Genomic DNA, 13,085 nt, shown 5'->3' on the forward strand with positions numbered 1-13,085 from the left:
CCAGAACCCGGCTGAGCACCAGCGCGTCGAGCAGGGCGAGGTTCGCGCCTTGCCCGAGTTGCGGGCTGGTGCAATGGGCGGCATCGCCGATAAACAGCAAGCGCCCGGCATCGGGCCGCGCCAGCACCACATCGCTATAGGCCGCGCGGGCGAGGTGATCGTGCTCGGTGATCTGGGCGAGGAGCGGTTCGGTTTCCGGCCACAGGCGGCGCACCGCGTCGCGCCAAACCGCCAGCGGGGTTTCGCGCCAACGGTCGAAATCCTGCGTCGGCAGACTCCAGAACAATGCGCCGCGCAGCCCTGTGCCGTCGGCGCGCGGCCCGACGGGCAGAACGCCGATCATATGGCGGGCACGGTCATAGCGCTGGTCGAGTCGGTCGGCGGCAAAGCCGGTTCCGGTGAGATCGACCAAGCCCCAGAGCGCGCCGAACGGGTAAGGCCGGTCGCGCCGAATTTCGGCAAACTGCGGGCGCAGGCGGGAGTTGGTGCCGCTGGCATCGATCACCAGATCGCAGGGGCCGAAGCGCTGGCGGGGGGTAACGACCGTGACGCCGGGGCCGTTCAACTCAAGCCCCTCCAGGGTTTGCACGGGCGCGTCGGTTTCAATCGGCAGGCCATAGTCTTGCGCGGCCCGATAGAGCGTTTCGAACAAAGCGCCGCGCGTCGTGCCGATGCCAAAAAGATGCGGTGCGAGCGCATCGTAGCGCACGTTCAGCAGTGTCAGCTTTCCACCGACCGCGCGTCCATACAGATTGGAAATCCGGCTGCCTTGGGCGATCACGGGCCGGTCGAGCCCCAGTACTGAGAGCGCGGCAAGGCCGATCGGTTGCAGCAGCAGGCCCGATCCCAGCGGTTTCGGCTGCGCGAAGGCTTCGATCAGCGTTACCCGATGCCCGCTTTCCGCGAGAAAACACGCCGAGGCCAGGCCGCCGATCCCTGCCCCAATCACGGCAATAGCGAGGGGAGTGGCGGCGCGGTTGGGCATAGGGCTAGCTCGTTTTGGAGGGCACAACCAAGAGACGATGAGTGAGAAGGCCTAAAACCACCAGAATAAACATGATGATCGCCATTGGCCGCGCCGAATCATCGTGAAACAGGCCGAGTACGAACCCCGACGCGGTTCCGACGACAAAGGGCAAGACCCCCGCAAGGGCCGAGGCCGCGCCCGCCATATGCGGAAAAGCCGCCAGCGCGCCGGCGGTGCCATTCGCCCCAATCAAGCCGATGGAGGCGAGCATAATGAAGAGGGGAACGGCGATTCCGGCCAAGCCGAAAAATCCGCCAACGCCGTTAATCAGCAGAACGGTTGCGCCCAGCAGCGTGAGCAGCAGACCGTAGGTCAGCATTCGGTCGGCCCCGACGCGGGTCACGATCCGGCTATTCAACGCCGAGAGCGCCATCATCCCGACCACATTCACGCTGAAAAGATAGCCGAAATGCTGCGGGCTCACGCCCATGACGGTGATGTAAACGTGCGGCGTTCCGGCGATATAGGTGAACATGGCCGCGAAAATAAAGCCCAAGGTTAGGCTATAGCCGAGAAACCGGCGCGCGTGCAGCAGGTCGCGGTAATGGTGTAGCGCCGTGTGGATCGACCCACGGCTGCGGCGCGTGCGCGGCAGGGTTTCCGGCGCGAAGACGGCGGCGACGATCAGGCAGAGGATACCGAAAGCCGTCAGTGCCCAAAAAATCGCCCGCCAGTCGAAATAGGCCAGCAACTGCCCGCCCGCGACCGGCGCAATCATCGGCGCGGCCCCCATCAGCAGCATCAGGATGGAATACATTTTGGCCGATTCGTCGCGGCTATACAAATCGCGCACCATCGCCCGCGCCATCACTGGCCCGGCGGACGCGCCGAGGCCCTGAAGCAGGCGGGCGAGAATTAGAAGTTCAACCGTCTCTGCCGTGGCGCACAGGATGCTGCCGACGACATAGAGCAGAATGCCGCCTAGGGCCACCGGGCGGCGACCAATGCTATCGGAGAGCGGGCCGAAGAGCAGTTGTACCAAGCCGAAGCCGAGCAAAAAGCCGCCGAGGGTCATTTGCACCGCTGCGGGTTCGGCCTGTAATGCCGCTTCCAGTGCGGGCAGGGCCGGAAGATACATATCAATGGAAATCGCCCCAAACATCGACATCAAGCCGAGCACGGTGGCCAGCAGGGGAAAGGGCAGGGGTTTCGGGGCGACGGCGACCGTGGCGGGCGATTGGTTATCCATGCAACCAGTTAGCGGGGTTAAGTGCGGGCGGACAAGCGGTTTTCCGGCAAGGCGGGAATGCGATGCGCCCCAGACCCCGCGCCGCAAGCAGATCGTTCACGGAGCGTAGGGGGCGTCTTGCGGGGGCAGCGTCTCCATGAGAACCGCCAAATTTCCGCGCTTATGGCCGCTATCGGCGCGCGCATGGGCGTGGTGGATTTCGGCGAGAGGAAAGCTTTCGCCCACGAGCGGACGGTAGCCTCCCACCCGGTGCAGCTCGATAAGACGGGCAATTGCTTGGGGCGTTTCTTGGATAACGGAGGCGCAGAGCCGTCGTTGATTGGTTTGGTTTGGGCGGAGGGCGGCGCGAATCATTTGTCCGAACGTCGCCGTCACCAACCCCAAGCGTCCGCCGGGGGCCAGCGCGTTCAATGCCTGTGGCATCACTCCTGGGACATCGAGAATCACATTATATCCGCTGAGCTCGCAGGCGATGCGGTAGTCAAGCGCCTCATGTGCCCCAAGATCACGCGCTAATTGGAGATTGTCGGCGTGCGTTAGCGCCGTGACATGGGCACCAGAATGGCGCGCGATCTGGATGGCGGCCGAGCCAACCGCTCCGGTCCCGCCGACGATCAAAAGTCGCTCGCCCGGTTGCAGCGAGCATTGATCCAGAAGGAAATCGGCCGCCGTTAGCCCGCCGAAAAAGAAGGTTGCGGCTTCGATGGGGGGCAGGCTATCGGGGCGGGAATAGAGTAACCCATCGGCCTTGACGGCCACATAGTCGGCATGTGCCCCGAGGGTCATGCCGTCGGTAATGCCGAAGACGGCATCGCCGACGCTAAACCGGGTCACATTGGCCCCGCATGCAGCGATGCGTCCCGCATACTCGCGCCCCAGGATGGGGCGGCGTGGGCGCGTGACCCCAAAGGCGAGGCGAAGGAAAAGGCCTAGGCCACCGGGGGCGCGCGCGGCGCGAATTCGAGCATCACCGGACGTTAGCCCCGCCGCCTCGATGCGCACTAACACCTCGCCAGGGGCGGGCACGGGATCGGGCCAGTCGCGGACCGTGACAACCGAAGGCGGGCCATAGCGGCGGTAAGTGGCGGCTTTCATGCGGCGAGTTTCACTCTGAGGTTGTTTATTGGTTAAACCGCCGACGCCGAGCGCGCGGTGCGTTGGTTTTAGCATGGAGGGCACTTGACGGGCGACGCGATTGGGCATGAGATTTCCCGCAACGAAATAAAATTTCAAGAAGGGGAGTTGATTTTTGGTTATGTCGCCCGCGTTCCCCCGCCCGGCCCCGCCGAGACGCCCGATGATCGATCTTTTGGCCGGGGTGCGTGTGCTCGATCTAACCAATGTGCTGGCCGGCCCCTATTGCGCCTATCAATTGGGCTTGCTCGGCGCGGATATTGTCAAAGTCGAAGCCCCCGGAGGGGGGATCTGGCGCGGCAATTGGGGGCCGATGCGGCGCTGAACGATGATTTGATGGGGGCGTCTTTTCTGGCGCAGAACGCCGGAAAACGCTCAATCGCGCTGAATTTGAAAGACCCTGCGGACCGCGCCGTATTTTTAAGGCTGGTGGCCAGCGCCGATGTTTTGGTCGAAAAACTTCCGCCCCGGCGTGATGGACCGGCTCGGCCTGGGGCAGGCCAGCTTGGCCGAGCATCATCCCGGCCTCATCTATTGCGCCATTTCCGGCTTCGGCGCGACCGGCCCGATGCAAAAACGCCCCCGCCTACGATCAAATCATTCAAGGCTATTCCGGCTTAATGAGCGTGACAGGAACGCCGGAGACGGCTCCGTTGCGCGTTGGTGTGCCGATCTGCGATAGCCTTGGCGGGCTTAGCGCGGCCTTTGCGATTGCCGCCGCACTGGTTCGGCGGCAGCGCGACGGTCGGGGGTGCTTCTTGGATGTTTCCTTATTGGAGTCGACGATTTCCGCCCTGGGCTGGGCGGTCTCCAACCATCTCATCGCCGGAAAAACGCCCACGCCGATGGGCAATGAGAATGTTACCGCCAGCCCGTCCGGCACGTTCCGCACCGGCGATGGCCTACTGAACATCGCCGCCAATAAGGCCGAACAATTCGAAGCCCTGGCGAAACAGGTCGGGCGGGAGGATTGGCTGACCGATCCGCGCTTCGCCAAACGCGCCGACCGGCTGGCAAACCGCGCGGCGCTGACGCAGGAATTGGAAGCGGCGCTGGCCGCGCAATCCGCCGCCGCGTGGGAGGAACGGCTGATTGCCGTTGGCGTTCCCGCAGGCCAAGTGCTGAGCGTACCCGCCATCCTCACCCATCCGCAAACGGTGGGGCGTGCGATGGTGACTGAGTTCGACGGCGCGCAAATCGGGCTCGACCGTACCGTTTCCACTGTGCGCGGCGGCTTTTGCGTCGATGGGGAGGCGCCTCGGCCCGACCGTCCACCGCCCCGGCTCGACGCGCATCGCGCCGAAATTCTGGCGGAGTTGACCCCATGACGCCCGATCAGGAAAAAGCCGAAAACTGGTGGCAGACCGAGATTATCGAGATGGAACCGGGGTCGATCCGCTTCCGGGGCTACGCCATTCAGGATTTGATCGGCACCATCGGCTTCGTCGAGATGATCTGGCTGATGCTGCGCGGCGATCTGCCAACCCCGGCGCAAGCCGAGTTGCTTGGGGCGGCGCTGGTGGCGGGGGTCGATCACGGCCCGCAAGCCCCCTCCATCGCTATCGCCCGCATGGCGATGACCTGCGGCATCGGCATCAATAGTGCGATGGCAAGCGCGGTGAATGTGCTCGGCGATGTGCACGGCGGCGCGGGTGAACAGGCGCTGGCTTTCTACGAGAGTATCCTTGCCCGCGCCGAGGGCGATATTCCCGCCGCTGCCAAAGCGGCGGTTGCCGAAGCGCTCGCCGCCGGAACCCAGATCGGCGGCTTCGGCCACCGCTTCCATCCTATCGATCCGCGCGCGCCTAAACTGCTGGCGCTAGTTGATGCGGCGGCAGCGGCGGGAACCGTCTCCGGGCGGCTTGCGACCGTCGCCCGCGCCGTGGAAGCAGCGTTGGAAGACGCCAAAGGCCGGAAAATTCCGATGAATATCGACGGGGCGACGGCGGTCATCTTCGGCGAACTTGGTTTTCCAGCGCCCCTATGCCGTGGATTATTCATTCTGTCCCGCTCGGTCGGCGTGCTGGCCCATGCCTTTGAGCAATCGCAGCAGGGCGGGCGGAACAAGGGGCCTTTGCCGAAAGGCTGGCGCTGGACCTATACGGGAAATCCACAGCGCACGCCGGAATAAAAATACTGGCATTGCGGAAAAAGCGCCATAAACTGCCGCATAACAATAACAGGAGGAAACCATGTTTACACGACGCCATATGCTGATGATGACCGGGGCGACCGCGCTGCTGCCGCTGCTGAGCAATAGCGCGCTGGCGCAGCAGATGAAGCAGGTCCGCCTGTTCGTTCCCGCCGCGCCCGGCGGCGGTTGGGATCAAACCGCTCGCACGATGGAACAGGTTCTGCGCGGGGCCAATCTGATTGGCAGCGCGCAAGTGACCAACGTCGGCGGCGCGGGCGGCACCGTTGGCCTGCCGCAGTTCATCAATCAGTGGAAGGGCCAGGGCGACGGGCTGATGATTTCGGGCCTCGTCATGATGGGCGCGATTATCGCCAATAAGACGCCGTTCAATCTGACCAATGTTACCGCCATCGCCCGCCTCACCGGGGAAGCGGAAGTCATCGTGGTGCCGAAAGATTCGCCGCTGAAGACCATGAAGGATCTGGCGGCGGCACTTAAAGCCGATGTGGCGAAAGTCACTTGGGCGGGCGGTTCGGCTGGCGGCACCGATCATATTATCGCGGCGCTGGTGGCGCAGGCGGTGGGCGCGGACCCGACCAAGATTTCTTACGTTGCCTATGCAGGCGGCGGCCCGGCTCAAGCGGCCTTGCTCGGCAATCAAGTCACCTGCGGGATTTCCGGCCTCGGCGAGTTCGTCGAGCAGATCAAGGCGGGCAATTTGCGCGCTATCGGCATTTCGTCGGACAAGCGCATTCCGGGCCTCGATGTTCCGACGTTTTAAGGAACAGGGCGTCGATGTGGAATTCTTCAACTGGCGCGGCGTGTTCGCCCCGCCGGGCGTGAGCGCGCAGCAGAAGAAAGAGATGATCGATCTGGTCACGGCGATGGTGAAATCCCAAGGCTGGCAGGACGAACTGAAAAAGCGCGATTGGACCGATATTTTCCTGGCGGGCGACGCGTTCGACGGCTTCATCAAAATGGAAACCGAGCGCGTGACCGATACGTTGAAGAAAATCGGCCTCGCCTAAAGGAAGTTCCTATGCGCAACCCGTCTTATTTGGGGTTTGCGGTCGGTCCGGCTTTAGTTGCGGTGGGGGTTCTTGCTTTGGGGTCGGTCGTCGTTTGGGCGACCGGCACCATCCCCACGTCGCCGCTTTATGCCAAGGTCGGCCCCAAAGTTTTCCCCTATGGCATCGGTATCGGATTGCTCGTGCTCGGGTTGAAGCTTCTTTGGGAAGCGCGCGGCCAGGGCTGGACCTGCGAGGCGACGGACCCGGACGAGCCTGCCCTGAACCTCGCCTCCTTGGGATGGATCACCGGGGCTTTTGCCCTTGGCACGGCGCTGATCGGCTTTATCGGCTTCATTCTAACGGCGACCTTGGTTTTCGTCGGGGCGGCGCGGAGTTTTGAGGCGCGCTCCTGGTGGCGCTCGATCGCCATCGGGTTCGTGCTCGTCGTTCTTGCCTATTTCGGCTTTGCCCGGCTGCTCGGCTTGCGCATGGGCGAAGGCTTTATCGAAAGTTTGATTTAATGGAGGCACTCGCCAATCTCGCGCATGGCTTCTCGGTTGCCCTAACCCCGCTGCATTTGCTGTGGTGCGCGGTTGGCGTGACCCTGGGAACCGCCGTGGGGGTTTTGCCGGGCATCGGCCCAGCGTTGACCATCGCCATTCTGCTGCCGATCACCTATCAGGTCGATGCTACCAGCGCCTTCATTCTGTTCTCCGGAATTTATTTCGGCGCGATGTTCGGCGGCTCGACCACCTCGATCCTTATTAATACGCCGGGGGAAAGCGCCACCATCGTCACCGCGCTCGAAGGGCATAAAATGGCGCGCAAAGGCCGGGGCGCGCAAGCGCTGGCGACGGCGGCCATCGGCTCCTTCATTGCCGGAACGGTGGGGGTGGTCGGCCTGACCTTCCTCGCCCCGGTGGTAACGAAATTCGCCCTGCTGTTGGGGCCTGCCGAATATTTTTCGCTGATGGTGCTGGCGTTTGTGACCGTGACGGCGGTTCTCGGTAATTCGGTCGCGCGCGGCTTTACTAGCCTGTTTTTCGGCCTGGGTTTGGGGATGATCGGCATTGATCTTCAGTCCGGTCAGCCGCGCTTTACCTTCGGCATTCCCGAACTCTTCGACGGGATTAATGTGATTCTCGTTACCGTCGGCCTGTTTGCCGTGGGCGAAACCCTCTACCTCGCCGCCCGGCATGGGGCGAGCAAGGATGAGATTCTGGCCATCAAAGGCTCGATCTGGATGAGCCGGGAGGATTGGGGCCGCTCGTGGAAACCGTGGCTGCGCGGCGCGGCTTTGGGCTTCCCCCTGGGGGCGCTGCCGGCGGGCGGGGCGGAATTACCGACGCTGCTCTCCTACTTCCTCGAAAAGCGCCTGTCGAAAAAGCCGGAAGAATTCGGGCATGGCGCCATCGAAGGTGTTGCCGGACCGGAGGCCGCGAATAATGCCGCCGCCGCCGGTGTGTTGGTGCCGATGCTGACCCTGGGGCTGCCAACCGGCGCAACCGCCGCGATCATGCTTTCAGCTTTCCAAGGCTATGGCATCAACCCCGGCCCGCAGTTGCTGACCAGCCAGCCCGATCTGGTGTGGGGGCTGATTGCAAGCCTCTATATCGCCAATATTATGCTGCTGCTGCTCAATCTGCCGCTCGTCGGCCTCTGGGCGCGCGTGCTGCATATTCCGAAGCCTTATCTTTTTGCCGGTATCTTGGTGTTCGCCATCATCGGCACGTATGGCATCAGCCAATCGTTTATCGATCTCGTGCTGCTGCTGGTCATCGGGATTATCGGCTTCTTCATGCGCCTGTTCGATTTCCCAACCTCGCCGGTGATTATCGGCATGATTCTGGGGCCGATGGCGGAGCAGGAGTTCCGCCGGGCGATGATTACCTCCCAGGGCGATATGAGCGTGTTCATCACGCATCCGCTCTCGGCGGCTCTGCTCGGCCTTGCCGTTTTTGCCGTCGTCGGGCCGCATATTCTGCGGATTATCCGCAGCAAAAACCGCAACCCGCCATTTTAAGGTTTTCCCCCCGAAGACGATTGGTTAATCGTCTTCGGGGGGCAATGAGGTTATGATTTTTCATGTATAGTGCACATAATGGGCATGTGATCGCTTAAATGTATCCAATCAAAGAAGACGCACGATACTAGCGGCTCCTTTAAAGCTCTAGAATGCGCCGAACGACAGGTTCGAGCCCGCGCCCAACGGCGCGGGTGTTTTCCGCGTCAAGATGAACCCCATCGACGGGCGTTGTTCGGGCAACCGTTCCCGCATCAAAGAACGCGCAGCCGAGTTCATCGGCCAGATCGGCATAGAGGGACGCCAGCTTTTGAGCCTCCGTCACCCCACCCTGAAATAAAGGGGCAAAGAGCGGGTTATTCGTCTCGCAAAGCGGCGGGGGAGAAACAATGAGAATCCCAGGAGCCTTATAGGCCCGCCCCCAGTCATGAAAACGGACAAGGCTGACCAACTTCTTCATCCCCTGCCGCGCCCCGATGGCGGTCCCGTGGATGATGGGCTTCAGATCGTTCGTGCCCAGCATAATGATGACCAGATCAAGCGGACCGTGGGTTTGAAGAAGGGTGGGCAACAGCCGGGCGCCATTCCGGTCGCAGTCTGCGAGACCATCGTCATAGGCGGTTGTCCGACCGCCGAGGCCCTCCGCGATCACATCGACCGCCGGTCCCAGCGCGGCTTGCAACACGCTCGGCCAGCGATCTTCAAAATCATGCCGCCCGCCGCTCGCCGCATCCGTCCCCCACGTCAGCGAATCCCCGTAGCAAAGAACCGTTTTTTTCATTTGTGTATCTTTCCCTGCTAAGGCTGAAGAGTATGAGAGGAATTTTAGCTTGCGCCGCCCTTTTGGTTTACGCCCCGCCCGGCACACCTTTCGTGGTCGAATATTCGAAATGCACTACTTCGCCGGGGTGAACGATGGCATGGGCGGCGTGGGCGGCAGAGGCAGCCTCGGCAAAGCCCGACAGAATGAGCTTCAGCTTGCCGGGGTATGTCGCAATATCGCCAATCGCGAAAATGCCGGGGGCGGAGGTGGCGGCGGTGGCCTGGGTTACGGCGATTTGATTGCGCTCCAGGTTCAAGCCCCAATCGGCAATCGGCCCGAGGGTCATGGCGAGCCCGAAGAACGGCAGCAGATGATCGGCCTCCAGGGTGCGGCGCTGGCCGTCCAGGGTTTCCACGATTACGCCCGACAGCACGCCGTTCGTGCCCTCAAGCCCGGCCAATTGATAGGGAATGACTAACTCAATCGCCCCGTCTTTCGCGAGTTGATCGAGCCGGGCGGCGCTTTCTGGGGCGGCGCGGAATTTCGGGCGGCGGTGGACCACCTGCACGCGCGCGGCAACTTCCGCCAAGGAAATCGCCCAATCGACCGCCGAATCGCCGCCACCGGCGATCACAACCTTCTTGCCGCGAAACGCCTCGCGCCGCTGCACGAAATACTGCACGCCGCCGGTGGCCTCATAGGTCTCCAACCCATCGAGCGGCGGGCGGTTCGGGCCGAAAGCGCCGCAGCCCGCCGCGATCATCACGACCGGCGCTTCAAGCTCGGTGCCCTTCGAGGTCACGACGCGCCAAGTATCGGCCTCGGTCCGGGTCAGTTGCATCACCTGTTCGCCGAAATGGAAGGTTGGGGCGAAAGGGGCCGCCTGCTGCATCAGATTATCGATAAGGTCCGCGCCGGAAATGGCAGGATGGGCCGGAATATCGTAGATCGGTTTTTCGGGATAAAGGGCAGTGCATTGGCCGCCTGCGTCCGCCAAAGTGTCGATCACATGGGCTTTCAGGCGCAACATGCCGCATTCGAACACCGCGAACAGCCCCACGGGGCCTGCGCCGATAATCACCACGTCGGTCTTAACCGTCATCAGCCTTCTCACATTCTCGTCATACGCTCAGTGGCGCGCAGAGTGGCGCGGCTCTTGCTGCGATGCAACCCCTCCCGGTTTGGGGATTTGCCGCAAGGGGGTATTGCGGTTTGCGATCTTTGCGCTCTTTAGCTTTTCGCGTAGGCTCAGGCGATCATGAAGATTACCGTTCAATCCGCCACCTCCGTCACCATCCCCGTCCCGAACCTCGCGGCCACTCAGAGTCTTGCGCAGGAATTGGCGGCGATTGCCGATAAGGGCGATGTTATTGCCCTGCGCGGTGATCTCGGCATGGGCAAAAGCGCCTTCGCCCGCGCTTTTATTCAGGCGCGCGCTGGCGTGCCGATTGAGGTGCCGAGCCCGACGTTTACCTTGGTGCAATCCTATGAATTGCCCTCCGGCCTGATTACTCATTTCGATCTCTACCGCCTGCGCGACGCCAGCGACGCCTATGAACTGGGGCTCGACGATGCTTTCGGCGGGATCATTCTGATCGAATGGCCCGAGCGCCTGGGCGATGGTCTGCCGCGCGACCCGCTGGTCATCAGCTTTGCGCCGGGGGCGACGGCGGATGCACGCACGATCACGCTCGAAGGCGGGGCCACCTGGGCGGGGCGGCTTGAGTTTTTGAAGCTGAAGGTTTAATCGGCGGGCGGGGCAGCGTGGCGCTTTATACGATCCCCGCCGGAATAGGCTTTGCCGATGCGCTCGTGCGCGGGCTGTTGCCGGAGGCCGACCGCGACCCGCTGGCTTTCGCGCGGCTGCGCCTACTGTTGCCGTCGCGCCGGGCGTGCCGAACCATCCGCGATGCGTTTTTGCGTGCGGCGCAGGGGCGGGCCTTGGTGCTGCCGAGCTTCAGCGCGCTCGGCGATATCGACGATGAGGATTTGACCTTCAGCGATTCGATTGCGGTTGGCAGTCTTGCGGCGTCCCTGCCGCCCGCGATTCCGCCGCTGCGCCGTCAAGCGATGCTGGCGCAATTGATCCGGGCGCGCGACCCCGGTTTGCCGCTCGACCGGGCGGCGGCTTTGGCGGCGGAACTGGCGCGGCTGATGAATCAGGCCCAGGCGGAAGGGTTGGGCTTCGACGGGCTGGTGCGGCTGGTGCCGGAAAACCTCGCCCACCATTGGCAAATCACCCTCGATTTTCTGCGCATCGTTACCGAAACTTGGCCGTTGGTGCTGGCGGAAGAACAAGCGCTCGACCCGATTGAGCGGCGCGATACGCTCATTCGCCTGCAAGCCCAGGTTTGGGCTGAAACCCCGCCGCCGGGCCGTGTGATCGTCGCGGGCACCACGGGCAGTCAGAAATCGGCGCGGGCGTTGATTGCGGTGATCGCGTCGCTACCCCAGGGCGATGTGATCCTGCCGGGGCTCGATACCGCGATGCCGGAGGCGGAATGGCTGCTGCTGCCGGAGCATCCGACCCATCCGCAGGCGGGCTTGCAGGATCTGCTGAGTGCGCTCGATCTGCCGCGCTCGGATGTGCAAATCTGGCCAGGCTGCGCAGGCGCGGGCCAAACCGCGCCTGCGCGCGCGCAATTGCTGGCCCAGGCACTGTCGGTCGCCGCGCCGGAGGATCATCCTACAGAGCCGCTCGATCTCGATAGCGCACTGGCGGGCGTGACGCGCATCGACGCGGGCAGCCCGCAGGAGGAGGCGATGATGATCGCCGTCGCCCTGCGCCAAGCGCTCCGAAACGCCGGAACGGACCGCCGCCCTGATTACGCCCGACCGCGACCTTGCCCGCCGCGTCGCCGCCGAACTCACGCGCTACGGCGTGCGCTGCGATGATTCTGCCGGGCAGCCCTTGAGTGGCTCGGTGCCCGGCGTGTTTCTACGCCTGCTGGCCGAAGCCGCGCGCGACGCTTTCGCCCCCGCCCCGCTGCTGGCGTTGCTGAAGCACCCGCTGACGGGGCTCGGCCTGCCTTTGTCTGACGCCCGGCGCGCGGCGCAGCTTTTGGAAGAACGCGTTTTGCGCGGCCCGCGCCCGGAAGGCGGCCTCGGCGGGTTGCGGGCGGCGACCGAACTCGCCCTGGCCGCGCTGTCTCCCGAGCGGGCGGGCGCGCGATGCGCTGGTTCTGCGCCCCTATCTCGACCGGCTCGATACCTGCCTGCGCCCGTGGGAAACCGCGATGGCGACGGTTGGCGAAAATTTCCGTACGGCGATTTTGGCGCATCTGACGGCGGCGGAGGCCCTCTGTGCGACCGATTCGCTGCCGGGGGAAGAGCGGCTGTGGGCGGGACCGGCGGGCGAGGCGGCGGCGGATTTTCTCTCCGATCTGGTCGACAATGCCGGGACGTTGGTGCTGGATAATCCGTCCGATTATCCGGCATTGCTGATGATCTTCATGGGGCCGGTCGCGGTGCGGCAGGTCTATGATCGGCACCCGCGTTTGGCGATTCTGGGGCCGCTCGAAGCGCGGCTGGCGCGGCCCGATTTAATGATTCTGGCGGGGCTCAACGAGGCCACCTGGCCCGCCGAGCCGCCGGGCGATCCGTGGATGTCGCGCCCGATGCGCCAGCAGTTCGGCCTGCCCGCGCTGGAGCGGCGCATTGGCCTGTCGGCCCATGATTTCGTGCAAGCCGCGATGGCCCCCTCGGTGATCTTCTCCCGCGCCGATCGGGTGGAGGGCACGCCGACGGTGCCGTCGCGCTGGCTGCAACGGCTCGATGTGCTGCTGGCGGGGCAGGGGCACAAGCT

At 63.5% G+C, this 13,085-nt stretch carries 14 protein-coding genes and 2 pseudogenes; 11 read left to right on the forward strand and 5 right to left on the reverse strand.

Going from position 1 to position 13,085, the window contains the following annotated elements:
- The 3 genes from VZ95_RS02310 to VZ95_RS02320 form a co-directional block, all read right to left on the reverse strand.
- On the reverse strand, nt 1-985 hold a 985-nt coding region (locus tag VZ95_RS02310; protein ID WP_045774443.1), incomplete at its 3' end, for an FAD-dependent oxidoreductase.
- Between the two features lie 4 nt (nt 986-989).
- Nucleotides 990-2,216, reverse strand: coding sequence for a Bcr/CflA family multidrug efflux MFS transporter (locus tag VZ95_RS02315; protein WP_045774444.1), 1,227 nt, complete (start codon nt 2,214-2,216; stop codon nt 990-992).
- A 96-nt stretch (nt 2,217-2,312) separates the two neighbouring features.
- Nucleotides 2,313-3,419 carry an NAD(P)-dependent alcohol dehydrogenase gene (locus VZ95_RS02320; protein ID WP_156994974.1) on the reverse strand — a complete coding sequence of 369 codons (1,107 nt, stop codon included), beginning with the start codon at nt 3,417-3,419 and terminating at the stop codon, nt 2,313-2,315.
- Between the two features lie 94 nt (nt 3,420-3,513).
- On the opposite strand from VZ95_RS02320, the pseudogene VZ95_RS27835 reads away from it, so the two are divergent.
- From VZ95_RS27835 to VZ95_RS02345, 8 genes and pseudogenes are all read left to right on the forward strand, one after another.
- A pseudogene (locus tag VZ95_RS27835) lies at nt 3,514-3,743 on the forward strand (CoA transferase); the annotation flags it as partial.
- An 82-nt stretch (nt 3,744-3,825) separates the two neighbouring features.
- The gene (locus tag VZ95_RS29090) at nt 3,826-4,032 is read left to right on the forward strand and encodes a CoA transferase (protein WP_408606058.1); all 207 of its coding nucleotides are present in this window, start codon (nt 3,826-3,828) and stop codon (nt 4,030-4,032) included.
- Nucleotides 3,971-4,678: a CoA transferase gene (locus VZ95_RS02325; protein ID WP_408606059.1), complete on the forward strand. Its 708-nt coding sequence runs from the start codon at nt 3,971-3,973 to the stop codon at nt 4,676-4,678. The genes VZ95_RS29090 and VZ95_RS02325 overlap by 62 nt, the downstream gene beginning before the upstream one ends.
- Nucleotides 4,675-5,481 carry a citryl-CoA lyase gene (locus tag VZ95_RS02330; RefSeq protein WP_045774445.1) on the forward strand — a complete coding sequence of 269 codons (807 nt, stop codon included), beginning with the start codon at nt 4,675-4,677 and terminating at the stop codon, nt 5,479-5,481. Before VZ95_RS02325 ends, VZ95_RS02330 begins: the two co-directional genes overlap by 4 nt.
- Nucleotides 5,482-5,542: 61 nt before the next feature.
- Nucleotides 5,543-6,265 carry a Bug family tripartite tricarboxylate transporter substrate binding protein gene (locus tag VZ95_RS02335; RefSeq protein WP_232302443.1) on the forward strand — a complete coding sequence of 241 codons (723 nt, stop codon included), beginning with the start codon at nt 5,543-5,545 and terminating at the stop codon, nt 6,263-6,265.
- Entirely contained in the window at nt 6,249-6,512 is a 264-nt protein-coding gene (locus tag VZ95_RS26525; protein ID WP_232302444.1) for a hypothetical protein, read from the forward strand. Before VZ95_RS02335 ends, VZ95_RS26525 begins: the two co-directional genes overlap by 17 nt.
- 11 nt (nt 6,513-6,523) lie before the next feature.
- On the forward strand, nt 6,524-7,015 hold the full coding sequence (locus VZ95_RS02340) for a tripartite tricarboxylate transporter TctB family protein (protein ID WP_045774446.1): 492 nt from the start codon (nt 6,524-6,526) through the stop codon (nt 7,013-7,015).
- Nucleotides 7,015-8,517: a tripartite tricarboxylate transporter permease gene (locus VZ95_RS02345; RefSeq protein WP_045774447.1), complete on the forward strand. Its 1,503-nt coding sequence runs from the start codon at nt 7,015-7,017 to the stop codon at nt 8,515-8,517. Before VZ95_RS02340 ends, VZ95_RS02345 begins: the two co-directional genes overlap by 1 nt.
- 139 nt (nt 8,518-8,656) lie before the next feature.
- Here VZ95_RS02345 and VZ95_RS02350 read toward each other — a convergent pair whose 3' ends face one another.
- A complete protein-coding gene (locus VZ95_RS02350) occupies nt 8,657-9,298 on the reverse strand; it encodes an SGNH/GDSL hydrolase family protein (protein ID WP_045774448.1) in 642 nt (213 codons plus the stop codon).
- Between the two features lie 67 nt (nt 9,299-9,365).
- Nucleotides 9,366-10,394, reverse strand: coding sequence for an NAD(P)/FAD-dependent oxidoreductase (locus VZ95_RS02355; protein ID WP_408606060.1), 1,029 nt, complete (start codon nt 10,392-10,394; stop codon nt 9,366-9,368).
- Nucleotides 10,395-10,538: 144 nt separating this feature from the next.
- On the opposite strand from VZ95_RS02355, the gene tsaE reads away from it, so the two are divergent.
- From tsaE to VZ95_RS21430, 3 genes and pseudogenes are all read left to right on the forward strand, one after another.
- The gene (gene tsaE, locus VZ95_RS02360; protein ID WP_045774450.1) at nt 10,539-11,027 is read left to right on the forward strand and encodes a tRNA (adenosine(37)-N6)-threonylcarbamoyltransferase complex ATPase subunit type 1 TsaE; all 489 of its coding nucleotides are present in this window, start codon (nt 10,539-10,541) and stop codon (nt 11,025-11,027) included.
- 17 nt (nt 11,028-11,044) lie between these two features.
- Nucleotides 11,045-12,175 (forward strand): PD-(D/E)XK nuclease family protein, encoded by a 1,131-nt coding sequence (locus tag VZ95_RS21425; protein WP_052711416.1) that lies wholly within the window; start codon nt 11,045-11,047, stop codon nt 12,173-12,175.
- Between the two features lie 341 nt (nt 12,176-12,516).
- Nucleotides 12,517-13,085 (forward strand): annotated as a pseudogene (locus VZ95_RS21430) (double-strand break repair protein AddB); the annotation flags it as partial.

Origin of the sequence: Elstera litoralis, assembly GCF_000963705.1 — a bacterium.
Taxonomy (GTDB): domain Bacteria; phylum Pseudomonadota; class Alphaproteobacteria; order Elsterales; family Elsteraceae; genus Elstera; species Elstera litoralis.